This is a genomic window from Pseudomonas sp. GL_103 (assembly GCF_057835175.1).
The window spans coordinates 4,292,945-4,317,170 of record NZ_CM174420.1 but is presented as its reverse complement, the minus strand read 5'-3'; the positions used below and the strand labels follow the sequence as shown (position 1 = coordinate 4,317,170).

23 protein-coding genes and 3 pseudogenes are annotated in these 24,226 nt (G+C 61.8%); 14 read left to right on the top strand and 12 right to left on the bottom strand.

What is annotated here, in order from left to right; translation table 11 throughout:
• Positions 1-4: 4 nt before the first annotated feature.
• From codA to AC3IP0_RS19405, 4 genes are all read right to left on the bottom strand, one after another.
• Positions 5-1,249, bottom strand: a complete 1,245-nt coding sequence (codA, locus tag AC3IP0_RS19420) for a cytosine deaminase (RefSeq protein ID WP_489316629.1) — start codon at positions 1,247-1,249, stop codon at positions 5-7.
• 200 nt (positions 1,250-1,449) lie between these two features.
• Positions 1,450-2,280: an alpha/beta fold hydrolase gene (locus AC3IP0_RS19415; protein WP_489325655.1), complete on the bottom strand. Its 831-nt coding sequence runs from the start codon at positions 2,278-2,280 to the stop codon at positions 1,450-1,452.
• A 121-nt stretch (positions 2,281-2,401) separates the two neighbouring features.
• Positions 2,402-2,758: a 6-carboxytetrahydropterin synthase QueD gene (gene queD, locus AC3IP0_RS19410; RefSeq protein ID WP_489316627.1), complete on the bottom strand. Its 357-nt coding sequence runs from the start codon at positions 2,756-2,758 to the stop codon at positions 2,402-2,404.
• A gap of 75 nt (positions 2,759-2,833) precedes the next feature.
• On the bottom strand, positions 2,834-3,913 hold the full coding sequence (locus AC3IP0_RS19405; protein ID WP_489316626.1) for a patatin-like phospholipase domain-containing protein: 1,080 nt from the start codon (positions 3,911-3,913) through the stop codon (positions 2,834-2,836).
• 309 nt (positions 3,914-4,222) lie between these two features.
• On the opposite strand from AC3IP0_RS19405, the gene AC3IP0_RS19400 reads away from it, so the two are divergent.
• Genes AC3IP0_RS19400 through AC3IP0_RS19390 form a run of 3 tightly spaced genes read left to right on the top strand, consistent with a single transcriptional unit; the run spans position 4,223 to position 6,528 of the window.
• The gene (locus tag AC3IP0_RS19400) at positions 4,223-4,543 is read left to right on the top strand and encodes a PepSY domain-containing protein (RefSeq protein ID WP_489316625.1); all 321 of its coding nucleotides are present in this window, start codon (positions 4,223-4,225) and stop codon (positions 4,541-4,543) included.
• Positions 4,544-4,546: 3 nt separating this feature from the next.
• Complete coding sequence (locus AC3IP0_RS19395; RefSeq protein ID WP_150725790.1) at positions 4,547-5,215, top strand: response regulator transcription factor; 669 nt, start codon at positions 4,547-4,549, stop codon at positions 5,213-5,215.
• Positions 5,212-6,528, top strand: a complete 1,317-nt coding sequence (locus AC3IP0_RS19390; RefSeq protein ID WP_489325653.1) for a sensor histidine kinase — start codon at positions 5,212-5,214, stop codon at positions 6,526-6,528. The genes AC3IP0_RS19395 and AC3IP0_RS19390 overlap by 4 nt, the downstream gene beginning before the upstream one ends.
• Positions 6,529-6,658: 130 nt before the next feature.
• Here the strand turns inward: AC3IP0_RS19390 and AC3IP0_RS19385 are convergent.
• Positions 6,659-7,252, bottom strand: a pseudogene (locus AC3IP0_RS19385) (methyl-accepting chemotaxis protein); the annotation flags it as partial.
• A 264-nt stretch (positions 7,253-7,516) separates the two neighbouring features.
• Positions 7,517-8,587, bottom strand: a pseudogene (locus AC3IP0_RS19380) (methyl-accepting chemotaxis protein); the annotation flags it as partial.
• Between the two features lie 545 nt (positions 8,588-9,132).
• Here AC3IP0_RS19380 and AC3IP0_RS19375 point away from each other — a divergent pair.
• The 4 genes and pseudogenes from AC3IP0_RS19375 to AC3IP0_RS19360 all read left to right on the top strand — a co-directional run bounded on the left by AC3IP0_RS19375 (position 9,133) and on the right by AC3IP0_RS19360 (position 12,586).
• Positions 9,133-10,449, top strand: a complete 1,317-nt coding sequence (locus AC3IP0_RS19375; RefSeq protein WP_056722503.1) for a Na+/H+ antiporter family protein — start codon at positions 9,133-9,135, stop codon at positions 10,447-10,449.
• 47 nt (positions 10,450-10,496) lie between these two features.
• Positions 10,497-11,444: pseudogene (locus AC3IP0_RS19370) on the top strand (cache domain-containing protein); the annotation flags it as partial.
• A 36-nt stretch (positions 11,445-11,480) separates the two neighbouring features.
• Complete coding sequence (locus tag AC3IP0_RS19365; RefSeq protein WP_477756704.1) at positions 11,481-12,302, top strand: methyl-accepting chemotaxis protein; 822 nt, start codon at positions 11,481-11,483, stop codon at positions 12,300-12,302.
• A gap of 122 nt (positions 12,303-12,424) precedes the next feature.
• Positions 12,425-12,586, top strand: a complete 162-nt coding sequence (locus AC3IP0_RS19360; protein WP_489316623.1) for a metallothionein — start codon at positions 12,425-12,427, stop codon at positions 12,584-12,586.
• Between the two features lie 27 nt (positions 12,587-12,613).
• Here AC3IP0_RS19360 and AC3IP0_RS19355 read toward each other — a convergent pair whose 3' ends face one another.
• Together AC3IP0_RS19355 and AC3IP0_RS19350 are read right to left on the bottom strand one after the other, a co-directional pair.
• On the bottom strand, positions 12,614-12,892 hold the full coding sequence (locus AC3IP0_RS19355) for a hypothetical protein (RefSeq protein WP_489316622.1): 279 nt from the start codon (positions 12,890-12,892) through the stop codon (positions 12,614-12,616).
• 33 nt (positions 12,893-12,925) lie between these two features.
• Positions 12,926-13,153, bottom strand: a complete 228-nt coding sequence (locus AC3IP0_RS19350; protein ID WP_489316621.1) for a DUF6555 family protein — start codon at positions 13,151-13,153, stop codon at positions 12,926-12,928.
• A 146-nt stretch (positions 13,154-13,299) separates the two neighbouring features.
• Here AC3IP0_RS19350 and AC3IP0_RS19345 point away from each other — a divergent pair, with 146 nt between their 5' ends.
• The 4 genes from AC3IP0_RS19345 to mnmH all read left to right on the top strand — a co-directional run bounded on the left by AC3IP0_RS19345 (position 13,300) and on the right by mnmH (position 17,468).
• The gene (locus tag AC3IP0_RS19345) at positions 13,300-14,079 is read left to right on the top strand and encodes an AraC family transcriptional regulator (RefSeq protein ID WP_489316620.1); all 780 of its coding nucleotides are present in this window, start codon (positions 13,300-13,302) and stop codon (positions 14,077-14,079) included.
• 106 nt (positions 14,080-14,185) lie between these two features.
• Positions 14,186-15,142 (top strand): quinone oxidoreductase family protein, encoded by a 957-nt coding sequence (locus AC3IP0_RS19340; RefSeq protein ID WP_489316619.1) that lies wholly within the window; start codon positions 14,186-14,188, stop codon positions 15,140-15,142.
• A 188-nt stretch (positions 15,143-15,330) separates the two neighbouring features.
• Positions 15,331-16,365, top strand: a complete 1,035-nt coding sequence (gene selD, locus AC3IP0_RS19335; RefSeq protein ID WP_489325652.1) for a selenide, water dikinase SelD — start codon at positions 15,331-15,333, stop codon at positions 16,363-16,365.
• The gene (gene mnmH, locus AC3IP0_RS19330) at positions 16,365-17,468 is read left to right on the top strand and encodes a tRNA 2-selenouridine(34) synthase MnmH (RefSeq protein ID WP_489316617.1); all 1,104 of its coding nucleotides are present in this window, start codon (positions 16,365-16,367) and stop codon (positions 17,466-17,468) included. Before selD ends, mnmH begins: the two co-directional genes overlap by 1 nt.
• A 138-nt stretch (positions 17,469-17,606) precedes the next feature.
• Here the strand turns inward: mnmH and AC3IP0_RS19325 are convergent, their stop codons facing one another.
• Positions 17,607-18,278, bottom strand: coding sequence for a histidine phosphatase family protein (locus tag AC3IP0_RS19325; RefSeq protein ID WP_489316616.1), 672 nt, complete (start codon positions 18,276-18,278; stop codon positions 17,607-17,609).
• A gap of 367 nt (positions 18,279-18,645) precedes the next feature.
• Between AC3IP0_RS19325 and AC3IP0_RS19320 the strand changes: the two genes are divergently transcribed.
• On the top strand, positions 18,646-19,356 hold the full coding sequence (locus AC3IP0_RS19320) for a glutathione S-transferase family protein (RefSeq protein ID WP_489316615.1): 711 nt from the start codon (positions 18,646-18,648) through the stop codon (positions 19,354-19,356).
• 120 nt (positions 19,357-19,476) lie between these two features.
• Here AC3IP0_RS19320 and AC3IP0_RS19315 read toward each other — a convergent pair whose 3' ends face one another.
• The gene (locus AC3IP0_RS19315; RefSeq protein ID WP_489325651.1) at positions 19,477-21,012 is read right to left on the bottom strand and encodes an FAD-dependent oxidoreductase; all 1,536 of its coding nucleotides are present in this window, start codon (positions 21,010-21,012) and stop codon (positions 19,477-19,479) included.
• A gap of 137 nt (positions 21,013-21,149) precedes the next feature.
• On the opposite strand from AC3IP0_RS19315, the gene AC3IP0_RS19310 reads away from it, so the two are divergent.
• On the top strand, positions 21,150-22,241 hold the full coding sequence (locus AC3IP0_RS19310; RefSeq protein WP_489316613.1) for a DUF1615 domain-containing protein: 1,092 nt from the start codon (positions 21,150-21,152) through the stop codon (positions 22,239-22,241).
• Positions 22,242-22,317: 76 nt separating this feature from the next.
• Here the strand turns inward: AC3IP0_RS19310 and AC3IP0_RS19305 are convergent, their stop codons facing one another.
• Positions 22,318-22,641, bottom strand: a complete 324-nt coding sequence (locus AC3IP0_RS19305) for a hypothetical protein (RefSeq protein WP_429392882.1) — start codon at positions 22,639-22,641, stop codon at positions 22,318-22,320.
• A gap of 226 nt (positions 22,642-22,867) precedes the next feature.
• On the opposite strand from AC3IP0_RS19305, the gene AC3IP0_RS19300 reads away from it, so the two are divergent.
• A complete protein-coding gene (locus tag AC3IP0_RS19300) occupies positions 22,868-23,491 on the top strand; it encodes a glutathione S-transferase family protein (RefSeq protein ID WP_489316612.1) in 624 nt (207 codons plus the stop codon).
• 68 nt (positions 23,492-23,559) lie between these two features.
• Here AC3IP0_RS19300 and AC3IP0_RS19295 read toward each other — a convergent pair whose 3' ends face one another.
• Positions 23,560-24,000, bottom strand: coding sequence for a CBS domain-containing protein (locus tag AC3IP0_RS19295; RefSeq protein WP_007987990.1), 441 nt, complete (start codon positions 23,998-24,000; stop codon positions 23,560-23,562).
• Positions 24,001-24,226 lie beyond the last annotated feature (226 nt).

The window sequence follows — 24,226 nt, the reverse complement described above, 5'->3', positions numbered from 1 at the left end:
AGTTTCAGCTCTGCCCACTGAACTCCACCACCGGCATCGTCCGCTTCATCAACACCTTGCCCTCGCGCACCGAGTACAGCGGCAACCCCTGGCTGCGGATCATCTCGTAATCACTCTCCGCCGACAGAATCAGCAGGTTCGCCGGTCGCCCGCGCTCCAGGCCATAGCGATCGCCGAGGTTCATGGCTTTGGCGCTATTGTCCGTCACCAGGTCCAGCGCACTTTGCAGGTTGCGATAACCGAGCATGTGGCAGATGTGCAGGCCGGCTTCGAGCACCCGCAGAATGTTTCCATTGCCCAGCGGATACCACGGATCGACGATGGAATCCTGGCCGAAGCACACGTTCATGCCCGCTTCCAGCAGCTCGTTGACCCGGGTCACGCCTCGGCGTTTCGGGAAACTGTCGAAGCGACCTTGCAGGTGGATGCTTTCGGTGGGGCAGGAGACAAAGCTGATCCCCGAATGCCCGAGCAAGCGAAACAGTTTGGCGCAGTAGGCGTTGTCGTAGGAGCCCATGGCCGTGGTGTGGCTGGCCGTGACCCGCGAACCCATGTCGCGGCTGCGGGCCTCTTCGGCGAGCACTTCGAGAAAGCGTGAATGCGGGTCGTCGGTTTCGTCGCAATGCACGTCCACCAGGCAACCGCTGCGCTCGGCCAGGTCCATGAGGAACTTCACCGAGCTGACGCCCTGATCGCGGGTGTACTCGAAATGCGGAATGCCGCCCACCACGTCGGCGCCCATGCGGATGGCTTCTTCCATCAGTTCGCGACCATTGCGGTAGGACTCGATGCCTTCCTGGGGGAAGGCGACGATTTGCAGGTCGACCAGGTGCCGGCTCTCCTCGCGCACTTCGAGCATGGCCTTGAGCGCGGTCAGTTGCGGGTCGGTGACGTCGACGTGGGTGCGCACATGCTGGATGCCGTGGGCGGCGAGGGTCTGGATGGTTTTCTTGGCCCGGGCCTTGGTGTCTTCCTCGGTAATGGTCGCCTTGCGCTCGCCCCAGCACTCGATGCCTTCGAACAGCGTGCCGCTCATGTTCCAGCGCGGCTCGCCGGCGGTCAGGGTGGCGTCGAGGTGGATGTGCGGCTCGACAAAGGGCGGCACCACCAGATTGCCACCGGCATCCAGATCGTCAGGGCCCAGGGTCGGGGCTTCGATCTGGCGGCCGATGCTGCTGATCAGGCCGTTTTCCAGGTACAACTCATGCAGGCCTTCCTGGTTGCGCAGACGGGCGTTGATGATGTGCATCGGGCGAGTCCTTTTGGTGAATCGTGTAGGCAATATCCTTACGTTAGCTCGCCTGTGGCGAATCCCGCCAGTGACATTGATCACCACAATCCAAATGTGGGAGCGGGCTTGCTCGCGAAGGCGGTGTGACTGTCAGCATTGATGGCGACTGACACGGCCTCTTCGCGAGCAAGCCCGCTCCCACAGGGGATCGGGTTTGTTCAGGAGGATTTTTGCAGGGGTAAAAATCGCATAAGAGCCGCGACTATGGCTTCGGGCGCGTCTTCCTGAACCAGATGACCAGCGTTGGGTATCGGATAAAACTGCGATCCGGGAATCATCCGATGCAGCGCCCGCCCGCGTTCGATGGGAATCCACTGGTCGTCTTCACCCCAGAGAATCTGCACCGGGCAGCGAATCGTCGGGTATAGGCCCTCCGCCTCGCAGGTATAGCGCTCGTCCATCTGCGCGATCTGCCGGTAGAACGCTGCTTGCCCTGGCTCTCCCAACCAGGGCTGAACGTAGGGGGCGAGTTCGGCGTCGGGAATTTCCCGCTGGATGGCCCCGCGAATATAGGTCGGCACGATGGCGCGCTGGATGTGATCGGGCAGCCCGCTGAAGGCCGCTTCATGCTGGCGCACATGCTGCACAAACGGTGAACCCCAGGGCGTGAGCGCCACCGGGTCGATCAGCGTCAGGCTGCGGTAGTCCTTGCCATTGAGCAGGTGCGCGCGCAGGGCCGTGGCACCGCCAAAGTCATGGGCCACCACGTCGGGGCAGTCCAGGCGCCAATGCTCCAGCAACTGCGCCAACAACAGGTTTTGCACGCCGAGCGAGACATCGTCGTCGGGTTGTGCCGACTGCCCATAGCCCAGCAAATCGAAGTAGTGGACGCGGTGAGTCGTCGTGAAATATGGCGCGATCCGGTGCCACACACAGGAAGAAAATGGCGTGCCATGCACGAACACCAGCGGCGGGCCGTCGCCGCGTATGGCGTAGCGCACTTGATGTTCGTTGAAGTCGAAGACCTGATCCAGCGGCCAGTCAGTCATGGGCTTGTCCTCTTGGCGGGGGAAGAGGCAAAAAGCTTAGGCATAAAAAACAGCCGATGAAGGCTGTTTTTCATGTCACTGACGAAACGCATTCCCTTGTGGGAGCAGTGTTGTCTGAAGATTACTCGCCGCGATAGATGCAACCGCTGGTGCAGGTCTCGTGGATACGGATCGAGCTGAGCTCCGGCAGCAGAGGCTTCATTTCCTGCCAGATAAACTTGGCCAACACTTCGCTGGTCGGGTTTTCCAGGCCGGGAATGTCGTTCAGGTAGTTGTGGTCCAGGCGTTCGTACAGCGGCTTGAAGATCGCCTTGATTTCCGAGAAGTCGCGGATCCAGCCGGTGTGCGGGTCGAGGTCGCCGCTCAGGTGGATCGCCACTTTGAACGAGTGACCGTGCAGGCGCCCGCACTTGTGGCCGTCCGGTACGTGGGGCAGGCGGTGGGCGGATTCGAAAGTAAATTCCTTGAAAATTTCCACAGTGATTTCAGCTCTGTTCAGGTGGCGTTCGCCGCAGCGATTCGGGCAGGCGGCGAGTTTACCAGTTTGTCCTGACTAAAGGGTCAGCAAGCGCTCGCCGAGGCGACCGTTGGCGGCCAGTTCGAGGAATTCGTCGCCCAGGCGGCGGCTTTCGTCCATGGTTGTGCGCCAGTATTTCTGCCGGCTCGGGGCATCGCCCATGAAGCGCTTGAAGTCGTTACGGTCCGGCAGCTTGCCGTAGGGCAGGCGCGCCAGGTATTCCTTCGACGGCGCCAGCAACAGCACATTCTGCAAGCGAGCCGGACAGGCGCGGCGCCACGGCAGGGTCTTGTCGAACCAGCCGGGAATCACCCGGTCGGTGAAGTGCGGGTACAGCACGATGTCGTTGCCGCTGTAGGGCAGGTCCAGGTGGTAATCCAGCAGACCGCCGTCGCGGAACGTCCCGGCGCCGGCGCCCGGCAGGTCGCGCACGCCTTCCATCACCATCGGGATCGAGCCCGACGCCAGCAGGGCCTGGCGCAAATTGCCGGCATTGAGGGCGACGAAGCGCGACGGAAAGTCAGTCAAGGCATCGACCGGCGGCGCCAGGCGCGGGTCGTGGATGATCAGGCGTTCGAAATGCCGCGCCAGCCGCGCCCGGCCGCGCAGGTTGTCGGCGATGACCGATGACAGGCCCAGCCCCAGGCGGCCGCGATGATCGTCGGCCAGCAGGCCGTGGCTTTTGACCACCATGATGTTCAGGCGGTAATCGTTGTTGCCGAGGATCGAGGCATCGCGACCGTCGAGCAGGTCATTGAGCATGCGCTGTGAGCTCTGGCTGATCTGCGCCATGGTCACGCCCTTGGCGAAGTGTTGCTCGGTGTACAGCTGCCCGAGGCGCCGGATGCCCTCGGCGGCGTCCGGCAGGCAGGCGCTGGCGAAGCGCCAGGAACCCACCGATGCGCCAATCAGCGAGCGTTCCCGCGGTGCCGCCGGCAGCCACTCACCGAACAGCGCCAGGTCCAGCCCCTGAATCCCCAGCGCCTTCGGACCGCCAGCCGCGCCAGGCAAGGTGCCGACGTCGGCGGCGCTCAAGCCGTTGTCCCGGATGCGCGCAAAGGCTCGTGGACCGGCCTTGAGGGTCAAGGACGGGAACTTGATGTGGATGGCGGTCATACCGGTCTCGATTGGTGTGTAGGAGCTGCCGAAGGCTGCGATCTTTTGATCTTTTGCCTGGCGACTCAAGTGAAAGTGAGAAAGGATCGCAGCCTTCGGCAGCTCCTACGGGGTTGCGGTGTCAGCAATGATGGCAATTCAGTTTCAATTAAGTTCAGCGGGTTAAGGTGGCTCGCCTGGACCCCGACGCAACGCTGGGATAGCGCATCGCTGGTACCATTGTGGCTTTCGAGAAGCTCACACCACTGGCACTGGGCATGGATTAGACCCGGTCAGCGGGCAGTGACTCAAGGATCATCAGGATTGGTAATGAAGGTGTTTCTACTCAATCGATGTTTCGCACGCAGGATGGCGCTGTTGCTTCTGGCGTTTTGCTCGGTGGCGATGGCCCGCGACCTGGATCAGGATGAAGCCCTGCGCTTGCGTCAACAGGGTGTGATCCTGCCGCTGGAGCAACTGCTGCAGCAAGCGATGGATCGCTACCCCGGCGCAAAACTGCTGGAAGCCGAACTCGAAGAGAAGCACAGCATCTACCTTTATGATGTCGAATTGCTGACCCCCGAAGGCGTGGTTCGTGAGCTGCACATCGATGCGACTGACGGCCGAGTATTGAAAGACAAGGAAGACTGATCCATGCGTTTGCTCCTGGTGGAAGACCATGTGCCCCTGGCCGACGAACTGCTGGCCGGCCTCAACCGCCAGGGCTATGCGGTGGACTGGCTGGCCGATGGTCGCGATGCGGTGTATCAGGGCAGTACTGAACCTTACGACCTGATCATCCTCGACCTCGGTCTGCCGGGCGTGCCGGGGCTTGAGGTGCTGGCGCAATGGCGTGCGGCGGGGCTGGCCACGCCGGTGCTGATCCTGACAGCCCGGGATTCCTGGGCCGAACGCATTGAAGGTCTCAAGGCCGGCGCCGACGATTACCTGACCAAGCCATTCCATCCCGAAGAGTTGTTTTTGCGCATCCAGGCGTTGCTGCGCCGCTCCCATGGCCAGGTCAACCAGCCAACGCTCAAGGCCGCCGGGCTGCATCTGGATGAAGGTCGCCAGTGCGTTGTGCGCGACGGTGCGGACATTCAGCTGACCGCCGCGGAGTTTCGCCTGTTGCGTTATTTCATGCTGCATCCCGAGCAGATCCTCTCCAAAAGCCACCTCGCCGAACATCTCTACGACGGTGAAACCGAGCGCGATTCCAATGTGCTGGAAGTCCACGTCAACCACTTGCGCCGCAAGCTCGGTAAAAGTGTGATTGAAACCCGTCGCGGCCAGGGTTATCTGTTCGGCGGGCAGGCCCGGTGAGATCGATCCAGCGCCGCTTGAGCCTGGGCCTGATCAGCGTGATGGTGGTCGTTGGCCTGGTGCTGGCGCAAACCAGCCTGTGGCTGTTCGAAATGGGGTTGCAGCGCTACCTCGAAGCCGGGTTGCGCAATGACAGCGAGAACCTGCTGGCGGCGCTGGTGCGCGGGCCGCAAGGTTTGCAACTGGATGAGCGACGCCTGTCACCGGCCTATCAGCGGCCGTTCTCCGGGCATTATTTCCGCATCGATTTCGCCGACGGCCACTGGCGTTCCCGTTCCTTATGGGATCAGGAACTGCCGGTGCTCGATCAACCCGGCCTGCACGGGAACCTGCAACTGGGGCCGGAAGGGCAACAGTTACTGGTGCTGCGTACGGACTATCGACGTTCGGGGTTGCCGATCTCCATCAGCGTCGCCGAGGATTACACGCCGATACGCGAAAGCTTCCGGCGCATGCAACAGCTCGGGTTCGGCCTCGGTTTGACAGCGCTGCTGCTGATTCTGCTGCTGCAACGGATTACCGTGCGCCGGGCCTTGCGTCCGCTGGAGCAGGCCCGCGAGCAGATTGCGCAGTTGCAACAGGGCCAGCGCTCGCAACTCGATGATCAGGTGCCGGTGGAACTGGAGCCACTGGTGGCGCAGATCAACCATTTGCTGGCCCACACCGAGGACAGCCTCAAGCGCTCACGCAATGCCCTGGGCAACCTCGGCCACGCCTTGAAAACCCCGCTGGCGGTGCTGTTGAGCCTGGCTTCAAGCGAGCAACTCGACGCGCACCCGCAACTGCGCAAAGTCCTCAAGGAGCAACTGGAGCAAGTCCAGCAGCGGCTCAATCGCGAACTCAATCGTGCGCGGTTGTCCGGCGATGCGTTGCCGGGCGCACTGTTTGATTGCGATGCCGAGCTCCCCGGATTGCTGGCCACCCTGAACATGATCCATGGCGAACACCTGGCGCTGAGCTACCGAGCACCCACCGGCCTGCAATTGCCCTGGGATCGTGAAGACCTGCTGGAACTGTTGGGTAACCTGCTGGATAACGCCTGCAAGTGGGCGGATGCCGAGGTTCGCCTGAATGTGGCCGAGACTGCAGAGGGCTTTGAACTCAGCGTGGAAGATGACGGCCCGGGCATTCCCGAAGAGCGTCGCGATCAGGTGTTCGGTCGAGGGACGCGGTTGGATGAGCAAACCCATGGGCATGGTTTGGGGCTGGGTATCGTGCGCGACATCGTCGATAGCTGGGGCGGCAAACTGTCGTTGCTGGAAAGCGAGTGGGGCGGGCTGAAGGTCGTCATCGAATTGCCCAAACACACTTGAAGTCACACCCGGAACTCTGTGGGAGCGAGCTTGCTCGCGATGGCGATCTGTCTGTCACATTGATGTTGAATGTGCTGATGCTATCGCGAGCAAGCTCGCTCCCACAGGTATTTTGTTCGACTTGCAAGGCTTAGACGCGGAACTGATCCATCAAACTCTGCTGCTGGTTCGCCAGGCTGTTGAGCGACTGGCTGACCCGCGCCGATTCATTGGCCTGGCCCGACAGCGACTCGGTCACGTCGCGGATGGTCGCCACGTTGTTGTTGATCTCCTCGGCCACCGCGCTTTGCTCTTCGGCGGCACTGGCGATCTGCATGTTCATGTCGTTGATCACGGTCACCGCGTCGCCGATCTGGCGCAGCGCCGTCACGGCCTGGCCAACCTGCTCGACACTGCCCTGGGCCTGACGATGGCTGTTGTTCATCGAACCCACCACCTCCTGGGTGCCGTTTTGCAGTTGTTCGATCACCAGACGGGTTTCTTCGACGGATTCCTGGGTACGCCGGGCCAGGTTGCGCACTTCATCGGCCACCACGGCAAACCCGCGTCCCGCTTCACCGGCACGGGCCGCTTCGATCGCGGCGTTGAGGGCCAGCAGGTTGGTCTGTTCGGCAATCGCACGGATAACTTCCAGTACCGTGCCGATCTTTTCGCTGTTGGCGGCCAGGCCTTCGACCTGGACCATGGCCGCGCTCATGTCGGCGGCGAGGTTGTCGATGCTGGCGGTGGTGCGGTCGATCACGGTCAGGCCCTGACGGGTCGCCTGATCGGCATCCCGCGCGGCATGGGCCGCTTGCGCGGCGCTGCGGGCGACATCCTGGGCGGTGGCGCTCATTTCGTGGGAGGCGGTCGCCACCTGGTCCACCTGACGGTACTGCTGTTCCATGCCGGCGCTGGTCTGGGCGGCGATGGCGGACGACTGGTCAGCCGTACTGCGGGCGTCCTGCACCGAGCGTTTCACTTCGGCAATGATCGGTTGCAGCTTGTCGAGGAAACGGTTGAACCAGCCGGCCAGCTGGCCCAGCTCATCCTTCTTGTCGTAGGCCAGTCGGCGGGTCAGGTCACCTTCGCCGCTGGCGATGTCTTCGAGCATGTGCGCCACGCCGAGGATCGGTCGGGTGACGCTGCGGGCCATCAGCCACACCAGCACCAGGCCGAGCAGCGCGGCGAGTCCCCCCAGGCCGAGTTCGACTAGCGTACCGGCGGTGTTGCTGTCATCGAGTTGTTTTTTCAGGGCTTCGGCGGGGCCGACCAGGACTTTCTCCGGCACGTCGAGCAGCACGCCCCAGGATTTACCGCCGGGGATCGGCTGGAAGGGTGCCAGCACTTTCAGTTGCTGATGGCTGTGCAGGCTGGCGGTTTTGCTGCTGGCGGCGAGCATGCGCAGCAGTTCGGCGCCACTGGCCTTGTCCACGGCGTCCAGGCGCTGGCTGAGTTTGCTGGCGTCCGGGCTGTAGCCGGCGAGCAGGCCGGCCGGGCTGATGATGCTGACGCTGGTCTGGCCGTCATAGAGCTTCTTGCTCGCGCCCAGGCTGACCGCTTGCAGGCTGTTGAGGTTGATGTCCACCGACAGCGAGGCGATGACCTTGCCATTGACCATCAGCGGGAAAACGATGCTGGTCATCAGCACGTTCTGACCGTCGATCTCATAGAAGTAGGGTTCGATCACACACGGCTTGAGCGTGGTGCGCGGACAGGTGAACCAGGTGTTGGCCGCTTCGCCGCTGGGGCCGGTGCTGGTATCGGCCATGTCCTTTTCCGGCAACGCCATGGACGTTACCTTACCCGGCGTCGGCTGCGACCAGTAGAGCGCGAAACGGCCCTTGTCGTTGCTGCCCAGTTCGGCCTGACCGGCGAACAGTTCGTCCTTGCCGTCCAGCCCATTGGGTTCGAACACCAGGGACAGGCCGAGCAGGTCCGGGTTGGCTTGCAGGGCCGACTTGACCTGGCGGGTCAGGTCTTCGCGCAGGTCGAAGGCATCGAGAAAGCGCTTCTCGGCCTGGTCACGCAGGAACAGCACCTGCCGCGAGAAGCCGTGGCCGTACTGATAGGCGTCCATGAACTGCTGGCGAATCACCAGCGCCTGGTTTTCGCCCTGGGACTCGATCCGGGCCTGGGCCGCTTCGGTCAGCATCTCCATGCTCGAGGCTTTCACCAGCTCGGAGCTGTGCTCCATGCGGTACAGCGAAAGACCCACCAGCAGGGTCACGATGCCCGCCAGGCACAGCCCGGCCAGCAGGGTGATTTTCCATTGAATGGAAAGTTGTCTGAGCGACATGGAGACGTCCTTATTCGATAAATATCTGAGACTTTGCACTGTAGCGGCCGTGATTCGGCTTTCTTTATGCTGAGCCAATGAATATCGAATACCCCCGCGTAGGAGCTGCCGCAGGCTGCGATCTTTTTGCTTTTCATTGCCTTGATGCCGTTGAAGATCAAAAGATCGCAGCCTGCGGCAGCTCCTACCGGGAATTGAGTTGGCTTTGACAAGGCAGCAGCGGTCCGGCAAAGTGCGCGCCCTCTAATAAAACCCATTCCTTTTATCCGCTGGCGGCTCTCGCAGACTGCCGGCCGGACTCTTTTCGCTTGCCCAGAGGTATGACAATGAATGCAGTAATTGCCGCGGTCGGCATCATGCTGATCCTCAGCCTGTCCCGCGTGCATGTGGTGATCGCCCTGATCGTCGGTGCGCTGGTCGGTGGCTTGACCGGTGGCCTGGGGATCGAGGCGACGCTCAAGGCTTTCAACAGCGGCCTCGGCGGCGGGGCGACGGTGGCGTTGTCCTACGCCTTGCTCGGCGCTTTCGCCGTGGCCATTGCCAAGTCCGGCATGGCCCATGCGCTGGCCGACAAGGCCCTGGCCATGGTCGATCGCCAGCACGCCAGCGGCGGTGGCCAGGTCAAGTGGCTGCTGATCGGCCTGCTCTGGGTCGTGGCCATCGCCTCGCAGAACATCTTGCCGATACATATCGCGTTTATTCCGTTGCTGGTGCCGCCGCTTCTTTATGTGCTGACCAAGCTGCAACTGGACCGTCGCCTGATCGCCTGCGTCATGACCTTCGGCCTGATCACGCCCTACATGTTCCTGCCGGTGGGCTTCGGCAACATCTTCCTCAATGAGATCCTGCTGGCCAACGTCGCCCGCAGCGGCGTGGACATCAGCGGCATCAATGTGACCCACGCCATGGGCATTCCGGCCCTGGGCATGGTGGCGGGCCTGCTGATCGCGTTCGTCAGCTACCGCAAGAAGCGTGTCTACGACCTGGCGAAGATCGAACAGGTCGAGCAAGTGGCGGTGCAATACAACCCGCTGAGCCTGATGGTGGCCGGCGTGGCCATCGCGGCGGCGTTCATCATTCAGTTGTTGCTCGATTCGATGATCATCGGTGCACTGGTCGGCTTCCTGATCTTCTCGGTGTCGGGCATCGTCAAGTGGCGCGACACCGACGACCTGTTCACCGAAGGCATGAAAATGATGGCGATGATCGGTTTCATCATGATCGCCGCCTCCGGGTTTGCCGAAGTGATGAAGGCCACCGGTGAGGTGCAGACGCTGGTCGAGTCGTCGGCGTCGTACATTGATCACAGCAAAGGCATTGGCGCCTTGCTGATGTTGCTGGTGGGGTTGCTGGTGACCATGGGCATCGGCTCGTCGTTCTCCACCGTGCCGATCCTGGCGGCGATCTTCGTGCCGCTGTGCGTGCAACTGGGCTTCAGCCCGTTGGCGATCGTGTGCATCGTCGGCACGGCCGGTGCCCTGGGCGACGCCGGTTCGCCGGCTTCGGACTCGACCCTGGGCCCGACCTCCGGCCTGAACATCGACGGCCAGCACCATCACATCTGGGACACCGTGGTCCCGACCTTCCTGCACTACAACCTGCCGCTGCTGGCGTTTGGCTGGGTGGCCGCGATGGTGCTGTGATCTAACAAGCAAAAGATCAAAAGATCGCAGCCTTCGGCAGCTCCTACATGGGAAGGGTGTTCACCTGTAGGAGCTGCCGAAGGCTGCGATCTTTTTGGGGCGTTCAACTTTTGACCCGGGGTGCCGTTAAAGCTTTTAACCACGCCAACAAAATCAAAAGAGTGAACGTCATGCGCATGAGCCTCAAGGCCAAAGTCCTGTCCCTTGCCGTCCTCCCGGTGTTGCTGTTTGCGCTGGTCATCAGCCTGACCACGCTGTTCATTCTGCAGGATCAGGCGCGCAAGGAAGTCGAGCAGACCCGCGAGCGCTTGCTCAGCGATGCCAAGTCGACCTTGCAAAGCTACGTGGCCGTGGCCCTGACCACGATCAAACCGCTCTATGACGCGGCCGCCCCCGGCGATGGGGCGGCGCGGGCCCAGGTGATCAAGCTGCTGTCGAGCATCACTTATGGCAAGGACGGCTACTTCTTCGGCTACGACTCCAACACCGTGCGCCTGTTCAAGGCCAACAGCCCCGAAGGCGTGGGCCAGAGCTTCAAGGACAACCGCGACCCGAACGGTGTCTACGTCAACCGCGACCTGGTGAAAGTCGCCAAGGACGGTACGCACTACCTGCAATACAGCTCGCCATTGCCCGGCAACACCCAGGTGCTGGTGCCCAAGCTCGGGTACACCGAATACCTGCCGAAGTGGGACATGGCGGTCGGCACCTCGGTCAACCTCGACGGCATCGAAGCACAAGTGGCCGTGGTCGAAGCCAAGGTCCAGGAGCGCATGCAAGGCATGGTGCTGAGCATCGTCGGCGTGGCGGTCGTGGTGCTGCTGGTGATTGCTGCCGCCGGGATGCTGCTGGCCAACACCATTCTGCGTCCGCTGCATTTGATGAAGGCCAACCTCGACGACATCGCCGCGGGCGAGGGCGATCTGACCCGCCGCCTGACCATCACCAGCCAGGACGAACTCGGTGAACTGGCCGGCTCGTTCAACCGTTTCGTCGACAAGATCCACGGCCTGGTGCGGCAGATCACCGAAATGACCTCGCAACTGACCGGACTGGTGAATCAGGTGTCCGACCAGGCCAACCGTTCGGATCAGGCCATGGAACGCCAACGTCACGAAACCGATCAGGTGGCTACGGCGATCAACGAAATGTCGGCCGCCGCCCAGGAAGTGGCCAAGAGCGCGCAGAACGCCGCGGTGGCAGCCCAGCAGACCGACGAAGAAGGGCAGGCGGCTAAGCGCGTGGTGGCCGGCAGCATCGAGAAGATCCATGCATTGGTGGACGACATCCGCAGCAGCGGCGTGTCCCTGGACAGCCTGCAAAAAGACGTGTCGTCGATTGTCAGCGTGCTGGGGGTGATCCGCTCGATTGCCGAGCAGACCAACCTGCTGGCGCTCAACGCGGCCATCGAAGCCGCCCGCGCCGGCGAGGCCGGGCGCGGCTTTGCGGTGGTGGCCGATGAAGTGCGGGCGCTGGCCAGCCGCACGCAAATCAGCACCCAGGAAATCCAGGGCATGATCGACCGCTTGCAGGCCGGCACCCGGTCGGCGGTGGAGGCGATGCGCCGCTCCAGCGAAGCCGGCGACGGCACCTCGGCCCAGGCCAACGAGGCGGGGGCTTCGCTGGACACCATGGCCCAGCTGATCGCGACCATCAACTCGATGAACGCGCAGATCGCCAGTGCCGCCGAAGAACAGACCGCCGTGGCCGAAGAGATCAATCGCAGCGTGCACCAGATTGCCGTGGCGGTGGACAGCGTCGCCGACGAAACCCAACTCGGCGCACAAACCTCCCGCAGCCTGGCCGACCTCGGTCAGCGCCTGGGCAGTCTGGTCGGGCAGTTCCGGATCTGACAGAACAACTTTTTGTGGCGAGAGGACAAGCTTCCTCGCCACAAAAGATCGCAGCCTGCGGCAGCTCCTACACTTACGGTGTGCATTTGAGCACTGGCGACCACACAAGAGGAGTCAGACCCATGATTGACCGTGAAAGTATCTGCGATTGTCCGAAATGTACCTGCAAACTCGGTGAACATCCGATTGCCCGTCACGGCAAGCACTATTGCTGCGAAGCCTGTGCCAAGCATCACGAGCACGGCGAGGAGTGTGCTTCCCAAAGCTGCAAGTGTGCCCACTGAAAACCACGGCACACGCAAAAGTGGAGCCTAATCCGGCTCCACTTCCAGCCTGAGGCTGTCATCTTCCAGGCGTTCGCTGTGGCGCACGGTGCCTTGCAAGCGCCGCCCTTCGACCCGCAGCACCAGGGTCTTGGCCTGCTCCAGATCTTCCGGCAGTGGTGCCGGGACGCGTATGGCGAAGCAGAATGGGTCATTTTCGACCTGTTCCAGCCCGATCCGGCACTCGGCGCTCCTGGTGATGCGGCCGAACAGCGTGTCCAGACCGTAGTCCAGCTGCGCAGGGCTGTTGACGGGTGTTGCGCTCATATCCCTTCCCCCGAACCTGATGGTTACCGGATACTAGTTCGCCGGCCGCCACTTGACGTTTTCCACGCCGAATTTTTCAGCCATCGGCTTGCTGGTCTTTTGCACCTTCTCGCGTCCGAATCGGGGGATTCGCCCCACCCCCGCATCACAGCTCGCCCAATGCCAGGCTTCTGCGTTATCCAATTTTTCCAGGCGGATGATGAATGACTTCGCAGCGCCATGGAGGGTGTACTCGATGACGAATAATTTTGCACTGTTCATAAAGCCCCGATTCCTCCCTGTTGTACATAAAAGGATCGCGCGCCATCAGGAAAATTCATTCGGATTGTCGGACGGCCGCGGTTGCTGGCGACAAATTCGGCGCCCCGTTACCATTGGGCCATCCCGCACCCCAATGAACATTGACCATGGCCCTCGCCGCACCGCCTGACCTGAGTGACACCGATGTGCCTGTGCAACCGCTGGCGCGCACCTATCCGCGCGGGTTGTACATCGAGCCTCATGAGCACGTCTGGGGCCAGTTGCTGTATGCGATGAGCGGAGTGATGTGGGTCGAGACGCCGCACGAGGCACTGGTGGTGCCACCGCAGCGGGCGGTGTGGTTGCCACCCGGTGTGCCCCACGGGATTCGTGTGGTGTCCGACCTGCAAATGCGCAATATCTACCTGCGACCTACTTTGGCGGCGACCCTGGATGACAGCGTTCAGGTGATCGAGGTCGGCGGCTTGCTGCGCGAACTGATCGTCGGTCTGGTGGAGCAGGGCAACGACGGGGCGCCCGAGTACTACGACGCACTGGTGGGCCTGGCGTTACTGGAACTCAAGCGGGCCAGGCGCTCGTTGCTGAAAATCCCGCTGCCGGACGATTCCGACCGGCGATTGATGAGTTTGTGTCAGGCGGTCATGGCCGCGCCTTCACTGGACATTCCTTTCGAACAACATGCGGATAACGCCGGAGCCAGCGTGCGCACCCTGGCGCGGCTGTTCAAGGACGGTTTGGGCATGGGCTTCGCCGAGTGGCGGCGTCAGGTGCAATTGGCGACGGCGGTGGCCGAGCTGATCCAGGGCGTACCGGTCAGCGCGATTGCCCGGGAGCTGGGCTATTCTCCGAGCAGCTTCAGCGACATGTTTCGTCGTGAACTGGGCGTTGCCCCTTCGCAGTTTCCTGCGGCGCAACGCCAGGACTGAATTCGTCGAGGCCGGGCTTTGGCCGAAATTCAGAAGCACTTGGCCGATGCTCGCAAGCGTCGCCCCCTAGACTCAGCGCATACCTCAATTGCCCCCGGAGTCTGCCATGAAAGCTCTGCAATTCGATAAAACCGGTGATCTCTCGGCCCTGCGCTACGTCGAGGTGCCTACGCCTGTGCCAGGCGCCGATGAAGTGCTGGTCCAGATCAAGGCCGCCGGCCTCAACCCCAGCGATGTGAAGAACGTGCTGGGGCGTTTTCCCTACACCACCTTGCCGCGGATTCCCGGTCGTGACTTTGCCGGTGTTGTCGTGGCCGGCCCGCAGGCGCTGATCGGTCAGGACGTCTGGGGCACGGGCAAGGAACTGGGCTTTTTCGCCGACGGTTCCCACGCGCAATTCGTCAAGCTGCCGGCCAACGGCGTGGCGCTCAAACCCACGCACCTGAGCTTTGCCCAGGCCGCCAGCCTCGGCGTGCCGTACACCACGGCGTGGGATGCTCTGGAGCGCAGCCTGGTGACGGCCGAAACCCGATTGCTGGTCATCGGTGGCGGAGCGGTCGGCAGCGCCGCGCTGGCCTTGGCCAAGGTGCGCGGTGCCCGGGTGCTGGCGGCCGCGCGACGTCCGGAACAGGTCAAGGACTTGCAGGATCAGGGCTATCAGACCCTGCAGCTGGATAAACCCGAAGACCTCGGGGCTCAGGTCAACGCAGTCTATGCCGGCGGTGCCGACGTGATTTTCGACACCACCGGTTTCTGGCTGCCGGCCTCGGTACCTGCCTTGGCCGCGTTCGGCCGCATCGCGATCATCGCGGCGCCCGTGGACGGTCACGTGCAGTTGCCGGCCCTGGCGTTGTATCGCAAGGGCGGCTCGGTGGTGGGGATCAACTCGTTGCTGTACGGGGTACAGGCGTGTGCGGTGATGCTTGATCAGTTCGGCAGGTTCTTCGATCAGGACCTGCTGCCGTTGCCGCAGGGACTGTTCGAATCACCATTGGCCGAAGGCCTGGAGCGTTATGCCGAGGTGAATCAGGGCAGTGGCGACAAGGTGATTCTGCTGCCCTGACCCAACCCCTGTAGGAGCGGGCTTACCCGCGAAAGCGGTCTGTCAGTTACGTTGATGCTGGATGGACCGGCCTCTTCGTCGGAACGCCGCCCGGAGCAAGCCCGCTCCCACAAAGTCCGTGGCTGTGCAACGCCTGCGCATGCCTCGCTCTGCTAGAATCGGCCCCATTGACCCAATGAGGTACCCCTATGAGCGAGCCGATTCGCCTGACCCAATACAGCCACGGCGCCGGTTGCGGCTGCAAGATCTCCCCCCAGGTGCTGGAAGTGATCCTGGCCGGCAGCGGGGCGCAGAACCTCGACCCGAAACTCTGGGTCGGCAATGCCTCGCGCGATGATGCAGCGGTGTATGCCATCGATGAAGAACGCGGTGTGGTCTCGACCACCGACTTTTTCATGCCGATCGTCGACGATCCCTTCGATTTCGGCCGAATTGCCGCCACCAACGCCATCAGCGACATCTATGCGATGGGCGGCGATCCGTTGATGGCGATTGCGATTCTGGGCTGGCCGGTGAACGTGCTGGCGCCGGAAGTTGCCCGGGAGGTGATACGCGGCGGCCGTGCGGTGTGTGATGCGGCGGGTATCCCGTTGGCAGGCGGGCACTCCATCGACGCGCCGGAACCGATCTTTGGCCTGGCTGTCACCGGCCTGGTGGAAAAACGCCACATGAAACGCAACGACACCGCCACTGCCGGTTGCCTGCTGTATCTCACCAAGCCTCTGGGGATCGGCATCCTTACCACGGCTGAGAAAAAGGGCAAATTGCGCAACGCCGACATCGGCCTGGCCCGGGACTGGATGTGCACCCTGAACAAACCCGGCAGCCGTTTCGGCAAGCTCGACTGCGTGACCGCGATGACCGATGTCACCGGTTTCGGCCTGCTCGGGCACCTGGTGGAAATGGCCGACGGCAGCCAGCTCACGGCGCGCATTGAATACGACCGCGTACCGCGCCTGCCGGGGGTCGAGTATTACCTGGAACAGGGCTGCGTACCGGGCGGGACGCTGCGCAATTTCGACAGCTATGCCAGCAAGCTCGGACGCCTTCAGGAGCTGCACAAACGCGTGCTCTGCGACCCGCAGACCAGCGGCGGCCTGCTGATTGCCGTGACGCCGCAAGGCAACGAGCAATTCCTCTCGGTGGCCTCGGAACTGGGCCTGAGCCTGGAACCGATCGGTGAACTGGTCGAGCGACAGAGCAACGCAGTTGAGGTGTTCTGATGTTCGTCGACTGCACTGATTACCGCGACATTTTCCTTAACGACCGGCCAATGATGGACGCCCGCGCGCCCGTCGAATTTAACAAAGGCGCGTTTCCCGGCGTGATCAACCTGCCGTTGATGAATGACCATGAACGCCAGCGGGTCGGCACCTGCTACAAGCAGCACGGCCAGCAAGCGGCCATCGTGCTGGGGCATCAACTGGTGTCGGGCGCGGTCAAGGCCGAACGCATCCAGGCCTGGGCCGATTTTGCCCGGGCGCATCCGGATGGCCTGCTGTATTGCTTTCGCGGCGGCCTGCGCTCGCAGATTGTCCAGCAATGGCTCAAGGACGAGGCCGGCATCGACTATCCACGGGTGGGCGGCGGCTACAAGGCCATGCGTACCTTCCTGCTGGACACCCTTGATCAAGCCGTGACCCAGTGCGATTTCGTCCTGTTGGGCGGGATGACCGGCACCGGCAAAACCGAGGTGCTCACGCAACTGGGCAACGCCGTGGACCTTGAAGGTCATGCCAACCACCGCGGCTCCAGTTTCGGCAAGCGCGCCACGGGCCAACCCTCGAATATCGACTTCGAAAACCGCTTGGCCGTGGACGTGCTGAAAAAACGCGCCCGGGGTATCGAGCAGTTCGTATTGGAAGACGAAAGCCGTGCGGTGGGCAGTTGTGCGCTGCCGTTGCCGCTGTACCAGGGCATGCAGCAGTTCCCGATGGTGTGGCTGGAAGACAGCCTGGAAGGTCGGGTCGAGCGGATCCTGCGCGATTACGTGGTGGATCTGTGCGCCGAATTCATCGACGTGCATGGCGATGACGGGTTTGCGTTGTTTTCCGAGCGGTTGCTGGCGAGCCTGAACAATGTGCAGAAGCGCCTGGGTGGCGAACGTCATCGGCGCATGCTGGTTTTGATGGAGGATGCATTGGCCGAGCAGGCCCGCAGTGGCGCGGTGGATCTGCATCGGGGCTGGATCGAAGGGCTGCTGCGCGAGTATTACGATCCGATGTATGCGTTTCAGCGGGAGAAGAAAGACGCGCGGATCGAGTTTGCCGGGGAGCGGGGGGCGGTTCTCGAGTATCTGCAGGAACGAGTGAATCAGAAGGGTTGAAGGTATTTTTGCTGGCCCTATCGCGAGCAAGCTCGCTCCCACATTGGATCTGCGTTGTACAGAGTATCTGTGTTCATTGAAGATCTACTGTGGGAGCGAGCTTGCTCGCGATGAGGCCCAATCAAACAATGCACAACGTCAGGTCGGGCAAGTTTCAGCGCCATTATCCAGGCCCTGCTTGTACACATGGCTCTGCAAGCTGGCCTTGCCGTTGTGCCAGGTCAGGGTCAGCACATACAGCGAGTCGTAGTCGCTGGACTCCCAGTCATCCGTGATGGTCATTTTCTTGCCGGTGGCGTCGCCGGCCACCTTGTTGATCAGCTCCGGCAAGTAGCCGTGGGACCAGGCCGTGTAGATGACCGCGTTGTGATACTTGTCGTGGATCAGTTCATTCGCCAGGTCACTGGTGTCATTGGCGGAAAAATTGATGTTCACCGGCAGGCCCAGCTTGATGGCGCTGGGGCTGATGGTCATCAGTGGGCGGATGTAACTGTAGGAATTGTCGAGCTCGCCTTCCTCGACGTTACGGGTCGGGTTGGCCGCGAACACATAGTTGGCCTTGCCGAACTTTTCCGGCAGGAGCGTGGCCAGGTCGATGGCGCGGTTCAGTCCCTGGCAATTGAGCTGGCCCAGGCCACCGTCGGGTTTTTCCCCGTGGCGCAGGAAAACCAGGGTCTGGGTGCCATCCATCGGCTGGGCGCGACTCAGGCCGGACTCCAGCAACAGAAACACCGCGCTGACCACCAACAAGGCGGGCAACAATAGGTAAGCGCGATGTTTGAAGCGTTTGGCAAAATTGAACAGGTTCATGAGTAAAGGGTCTTCAGCGCAATTCGATTAAGGCTGACAAACCTTTACACCACGATTGTCCTGCGTCGGGTGTTTTCCATGTCATTGAAGCCGGTCCGTTTCCAAAGGGGTGGTGCTCAGAGTCCCCTGAACCCGTTTGGTTCGATTCCGGCCGAGTGCGCGGCAATTTACCGGTAACCTTCATGGGTTTGCAGCGAAGGTTATCGACAGGATGTTGCACAATTGTGGACACGCTACACCGGATGGCGTTCAAACAGTCGTGATCTCTTTTGATCTCGCCTATCAGCGAGATTGATGGCTTCAAGGGCTCGCTGAGCCGATATCTACATTATGATCGTCGCTCTCAATGTCTTCGTGGATCCCGCCCATGACCGATTTGTCCGCATTCCCCATCACCGGCAAATGGCCTGCCCAGTACCCGGAGTGGATTCAGCTGTACTCCTTGCCGACCCCCAACGGCGTCAAGGTCTCGATCATGCTCGAAGAGATCGGCCTGCCGTATGAACCTCACCGGGTAGGCTTCGACACCAACGACCAGATGTCCCCGGAATTTCTTTCACTCAATCCCAACAACAAGATTCCGGCGATCCTCGACCCCCACGGTCCGGACGACCAGCCGCTGGCGCTGTTCGAATCCGGGGCGATCCTGATCTACCTGGCCGACAAGAGCGGACAACTGCTGGCCCAGGAATCGGCAGCGCGCTACGAAACGATCCAGTGGCTGATGTTCCAGATGGGCGGCATCGGTCCGATGTTCGGCCAGCTCGGGTTTTTCAACAAATTCGCCGGCAAGGACTACGAAGACAAGCGTCCCCGTGACCGCTACGTCGAGGAAAGCAGACGCCTGCTCAAGGTGCTGGACGGCCGGCTGCAAGGGCGCGACTGGATCATGGGCGAGCGCTACACCATCGCCGACATCGCCACCTTCCCGTGGGTGCGCAACCTGATCGGTTTCTACGAAGCCGGCGATCTGGTGGGCATCCAGCACTTCCCTAACGTCACGCGGGTGCTGGAACGCTTCCTGGCGCGGCCGGCGGTGGTGCGCGGGTTGCAGATTCCGAGCCCGGTCTCCAACTGATCCACTGCAAAACCTGTGGGAGCGAGCTTGCTCGCGATGGCGTAGTGTCAGGCAGCATTTGTATCGACTGACCCAACGCTTTCGCGGGCAAGCCCGCTCCCACAAGGGGATATGGTGTTCTCAGGAAGCGCCAAAAAACGGCCGGATCCCGTGATCGCGGAAATACCGTTCGATCACTTTCGGGTCCGCACACGTCTCGGCAATCGCCACATAGGTATCGGGCCGCAACAGATAAAAGCCGTTGCGCCCCAGGCCCGCGGCTTCGAACGCCGGCCGCCAGTCGAACACATGCAGTGGTAGATGGTGCTCATTACACCAGGCGATCATCTCGTCGCTGGTGTCGCCATAGACATGCACCTGCCAGGTCAGGCACTTGAGCGACTCAAAATTATCCCCCTCACCGTCATGGGCCCAGGGCAGGCGATCACCACCATGCACGTGCCCGGCAACGCCCGTGCTCAGCGGCATTCCACGATAATTCAGGGTGATCTGCGACACCGTGCGAAACATGAACTCGCGGGAGGTTTCGAACGAGGTTATTTTCGGTATCAAGAAGGGTGCCAGGCGGGTACGCAGCAAATCGGCAATCGGCCCGTCGGCGGTGACGAAAGTGAAGACCCGGTCGGTGGTGGCCACCAGTTTGCGGGCAAACGCGATGCGCTCGGTTTCATAGGTGTCGAGCAGCCTGGCCTCGGCACCGCCGCTCAATACGGCCGCCAGTTTCCAGGCCAGGTTGATGGAATCGCCAATCCCGGTGTTCATGCCCTGGCCGCCCGCCGGGCTGTGCACATGGGCGGCATCGCCCAGCAAAAACGCCCGGTCCTTGCGGAAGTGATCCGCCACCCGATGATGCACGCGGTAGGTCGAAAACCAGTTCAGTTGCTCGATCTTCACTTTCATATGCTCGATGGCCCGGCTGCTGACGTCCTCGAAGCGCAGGGTCTCGGCGTGTTCGGCGCGCTCGTCGCGCACCGTGCCGATCAAGCGCGCGCGACCACTGGCGGCCAACGGGAATACGGCGAGGAAGTCCGCCTCGTCGAGATCCACATGCAGTTCGCCGTTGAATGCCGGGCCGCTGGCCTGCACGTCGGCGACGTAGAAAATCTGCTGGTAGGTCCCGCCGGGAAATCCGGTATCCAGAGTCTTGCGCACAATCGAGCGGGCACCGTCGCATCCGGCCAGGTAACAGGCCTGGCAGATTTCCTGCTGGCCGTCGGGCAGGTGCAGCGTGGCCGTGATGCCGTCTGCGGTTTGCTCGAAGCCTGCCAGTTCGGTGTCGCGTTCCACCGTGATACCGAAGGATTCCAGGCGCTCGATCAGCAGCCGTTCGTGTTCGTCCTGAGGGAATATCTCGAGAAACGAGTAGGGGGTCAGGCCCTCACCGATCTGAGACAGGGGCAGGCGCGCCACGGGCTCACCCTTGACCCAGAAGTTGCCGGCCGCCACTTGATGGCCGTGTTGCACCACGGCGGCGTCCAGTCCGAGCTGGCGATACAGCTCCAGCGTCCGTGCCTGGACGGCCAGCGCCCGGGACGTAGTGCCGGGGGCCGAGGTTTTGTCGACGATCCGCACGCGCACGCCCAGTTTGCTCAGCCACAACGCCAGGACCAGCCCGGTCGGGCCGGCACCGATGATCAACACATCGCTGCGGTGCATGAACCTGTCCTCCTCGCTGTGTGAATCAAGTATGGTCCAGTCGGGGAGGGCGGCAACCGTCGGACTGCCACGGACGTAGCCGCTGACCTGCCATTGGTCGTATGGTTGGCCCGGACCAACGGATTAGATGGAACGACATGCAAATCAGATTGATCACAAGCGTCGCCGTGTTGCTGGTATTGGCCGGTTGCGGCAGCCAACGGACCCAGGAACCGGTGGCGCGCAGCCCGGCCGAAGTGAAGGCCGAGATTGTGCGTTTGCTGCCGGCCAAGGCCGCCGATCCCCAGGGTTGGGCCTCGGATATCCAGGTGGCGTTTACCGCGCAAGACATCTCGCCGACCACGCAAAACCTGTGCTCGGTACTGGCGGTGACTGAACAGGAGTCGACCTTTCAGGTCGATCCGAACGTACCGGGCCTGGGCAAGATCGCCCGCGACGAGATCGACCGCCGTGCCGCCAAGGCACACATTCCCGGCCTGCTGGTGAGCGGTGCGTTAATGCTCGATTCGCCCAACGGCAAAAGCTACAGCAACCGCCTGAATGCCGCGCGCAGTGAAAAGGAGCTGAGCGCTGTTTTCGATGACTTCATCGGCATGGTGCCGATGGGCAAGAAGCTGTTCGGCGGCTTCAACCCGGTGCATACCGGCGGGCCGATGCAGGTCAGCATTGATTTTGCCGAGCAGCAGGCCAAGGGCTATCCGTACCCGGTGAAGGGCTCTATTCGTCATGAAGTGTTCACCCGGCGCGGCGGAATGTATTTCGGCATCGCGCATCTGCTCGGGTATCCGGTGAGTTACCCACAGCCGTTGTACCGCTTTGCGGACTTCAACGCGGGTTGGTACGCCAGCCGTAACGCCGCGTTCCAGAACGCGGTGAGCCGGGCTTCCGGTATCCCGTTGGCGCTGGATGGCGACCTGGTGCGCTACGGTTCGATCATGCCGGGCACCACGGAACTGGCCGTGCGTACCCTCGGCAAGCAACTGGACATGCGCAATCCGACGATCCGCGCGCAACTGGAAGAGGGGAATACCCTGGCGTTCGAAGACAGCAAACTCTATCGGCGGGTTTTCGAACTGGCCGAACGGGCCGAGGGCCGGCCGTTGCCCCGTGAAGTGTTGCCGGGGATCGTGCTGCAAAGCCCGAAAATCACCCGCAAACTCACCACCGCGTGGTTTGCCAAGCGAGTCGATGAACGCTACCAGCGCTGCATGGCGCGGGCAGGGAAGTAATCGCGGTGCAAAAAAGCATAAAAAACCCGGCGGATGAGGCCGGGTTTTCATTGAGTCCTGCGGTAAAGCACCGCATTCAGACAGCGCGGCTTTCGATCAGACGGTCCGAGCCACCTTCGGCGACGCGGTTTTGCAGCAGTTTGTCGGAACCGCCTTCAGCGACGCGGTTTTGCAGGAGCTTGTCGGAGCCACCTTCGGCAACACGTTTTTCCAGCAGGCGATCCGACCCACCTTCAGCCACACGATTTTCGATCAGGCGATCGGAACCACCCTCGGCCACACGGCTTTCAATCAGACGATCCGAGCCGCCTTCAGCGACCACAGGTTGAGCAGACGTTGCGGCGAAAGCGTTAACTGCGAAAACCGAGAAAGCGATGCTGAGGAGGGTCTGGCGTTTCATGATGGTGTGCTCCGGGGTGCTTATGGGTTGGTATGGAGCAGATGTTACGCCGGGGATTTTTTAAGAGAACTTCATTGAGGTGATGGTGAACATCGACGGCAATGATAGGACTTTCGCCACACCCCTGGTGAGGGTGATGGTGCGATCGTCGGATGATCGCTGTGTGGCGGGTGGTGGCTTCTACACTGGATAGCTGGCGCGTTCCTCTACCGCGACGGAGACGTTTATGTACCAGCTCTACGGCCATCAGAACTCCGGGGCGGCGGCCATCGAGGCCGCCCTTGAGCTCTGTGATGTTCCTTATCGCTTCATCGATGTCGAGACGTCCGCGGAGGCGGCCCAGGCGCTGGAGAAGCTCAACCCGCTCAAACAGATTCCGACCTTGCAGCTACCCGATGGCGCTGTCCTGACCGAGAGCGCGGCGATCCTGATCCACCTCGGGCTGACCTTTCCCGCATCGGGATTGTTGCCGCAGGATCCGGCCGAGCGAGGCCAGGCCATTCGCGGCATGGCGTACATCGTCAGCAATTGTTATGCGGCCATCGGCATCATCGATTACCCCGAACGCTGGCTGGCCGAGGCGGATGAGTCGTCCAGGCAGAACCTCATGGAGGGCGCCCGCCGACGCCTGCACTGGAGTTGGGAGGTGTTTGCCGATCAGTTCTCGGGCGAGTTGTACCTGGGCAGCGAGAAGCCAGGGGCCCTGGATGTACTGGCGGCGGTGATCTCGCGGTGGGCGGGCAGTCGGGAACATTTGCGCAACGCCCGGCCGGGGTTTTTCGCCTGGCTGGAACGCATCGACCGCCACCCGGCACTGGCACCGGTGTTCGCCCGGCATTGGCCGGCCTGAAAACCCTGAAAACCAAATGTGGGAGCGAGCAGGCTCACTCCCACAGGAGGAAAGCAAGGTGTCCGGGTTTATTCCCCGCGAATGTACTGTTCCAGCTGCTTGATCAGTTCCGCCTGTTCGGCAATGGCTTCCTTGACCAGGTCACCGATCGACAGCAGGCCGATCAATTTGCCGCCTTCGACCACCGGCAAGTGACGCAGGCGTCTATCGGACATGATGCCCAGGCAGGTCTCCACGGTTTGATGGGTGTCAACGGTAATCACCGGCGATACCATGATGTCGCGCACCGGCGTGCCCACCGAAGAGCGGCCGTGCAGCACCAGTTTGCGCGCATAGTCCCGTTCGCTGATGATGCCCAGCACTTCATCATTCTCCACCACCAGCAAGGCGCCGACGTTTTTCTCGGCCATCTTCATCAGTGCTTCGAGCACCATGTGATCGGGTTTGATCTGGTGCACTTCCTGGTTTTTCTGATCTTTGAGCTTGAGCAGTTGGGCGACGGTTTTCATGGTGGTTACTCGGGTGTTGTCGTTGTTCTTGAAGAATCGTAGACGCGAGCCTTCAGGGCAAGGGCGAATGCGGCAGATAACACGCAAAAAACGTCATTTGGCGGTTTTTTTCGGCAAACCTCACATTTCCGGTCCGGCACACCTCCCACAGGATAGGTGTCTGCCTGATAGACCGGCGACGAACGCGCTATCGCGACTGATGACGGGTAGAATCACCCTCTGAATC

What these genes read in the sequence shown, in the direction of transcription:
- codA (WP_489316629.1), bottom strand. Translation starts at nt 1,249, where the DNA reads ATGCACATCATCAACGCCCGTCTGCGCAACCAGGAAGGCCTGCATGAG.
- AC3IP0_RS19415 (WP_489325655.1), bottom strand. Translation starts at nt 2,280, where the DNA reads ATGACTGACTGGCCGCTGGATCAGGTCTTCGACTTCAACGAACATCAA.
- AC3IP0_RS19405 (WP_489316626.1), bottom strand. Translation starts at nt 3,913, where the DNA reads ATGACCGCCATCCACATCAAGTTCCCGTCCTTGACCCTCAAGGCCGGT.
- AC3IP0_RS19400 (WP_489316625.1), top strand. Translation starts at nt 4,223, where the DNA reads ATGAAGGTGTTTCTACTCAATCGATGTTTCGCACGCAGGATGGCGCTG.
- AC3IP0_RS19395 (WP_150725790.1), top strand. Translation starts at nt 4,547, where the DNA reads ATGCGTTTGCTCCTGGTGGAAGACCATGTGCCCCTGGCCGACGAACTG.
- AC3IP0_RS19375 (WP_056722503.1), top strand. Translation starts at nt 9,133, where the DNA reads ATGAATGCAGTAATTGCCGCGGTCGGCATCATGCTGATCCTCAGCCTG.
- AC3IP0_RS19365 (WP_477756704.1), top strand. Translation starts at nt 11,481, where the DNA reads ATGACCTCGCAACTGACCGGACTGGTGAATCAGGTGTCCGACCAGGCC.
- AC3IP0_RS19360 (WP_489316623.1), top strand. Translation starts at nt 12,425, where the DNA reads ATGATTGACCGTGAAAGTATCTGCGATTGTCCGAAATGTACCTGCAAA.
- AC3IP0_RS19355 (WP_489316622.1), bottom strand. Translation starts at nt 12,892, where the DNA reads ATGAGCGCAACACCCGTCAACAGCCCTGCGCAGCTGGACTACGGTCTG.
- AC3IP0_RS19350 (WP_489316621.1), bottom strand. Translation starts at nt 13,153, where the DNA reads ATGAACAGTGCAAAATTATTCGTCATCGAGTACACCCTCCATGGCGCT.
- AC3IP0_RS19345 (WP_489316620.1), top strand. Translation starts at nt 13,300, where the DNA reads ATGGCCCTCGCCGCACCGCCTGACCTGAGTGACACCGATGTGCCTGTG.
- AC3IP0_RS19340 (WP_489316619.1), top strand. Translation starts at nt 14,186, where the DNA reads ATGAAAGCTCTGCAATTCGATAAAACCGGTGATCTCTCGGCCCTGCGC.
- selD (WP_489325652.1), top strand. Translation starts at nt 15,331, where the DNA reads ATGAGCGAGCCGATTCGCCTGACCCAATACAGCCACGGCGCCGGTTGC.
- mnmH (WP_489316617.1), top strand. Translation starts at nt 16,365, where the DNA reads ATGTTCGTCGACTGCACTGATTACCGCGACATTTTCCTTAACGACCGG.
- AC3IP0_RS19325 (WP_489316616.1), bottom strand. Translation starts at nt 18,278, where the DNA reads ATGAACCTGTTCAATTTTGCCAAACGCTTCAAACATCGCGCTTACCTA.
- AC3IP0_RS19320 (WP_489316615.1), top strand. Translation starts at nt 18,646, where the DNA reads ATGACCGATTTGTCCGCATTCCCCATCACCGGCAAATGGCCTGCCCAG.
- AC3IP0_RS19315 (WP_489325651.1), bottom strand. Translation starts at nt 21,012, where the DNA reads ATGCACCGCAGCGATGTGTTGATCATCGGTGCCGGCCCGACCGGGCTG.
- AC3IP0_RS19310 (WP_489316613.1), top strand. Translation starts at nt 21,150, where the DNA reads ATGCAAATCAGATTGATCACAAGCGTCGCCGTGTTGCTGGTATTGGCC.
- AC3IP0_RS19305 (WP_429392882.1), bottom strand. Translation starts at nt 22,641, where the DNA reads ATGAAACGCCAGACCCTCCTCAGCATCGCTTTCTCGGTTTTCGCAGTT.
- AC3IP0_RS19300 (WP_489316612.1), top strand. Translation starts at nt 22,868, where the DNA reads ATGTACCAGCTCTACGGCCATCAGAACTCCGGGGCGGCGGCCATCGAG.
- AC3IP0_RS19295 (WP_007987990.1), bottom strand. Translation starts at nt 24,000, where the DNA reads ATGAAAACCGTCGCCCAACTGCTCAAGCTCAAAGATCAGAAAAACCAG.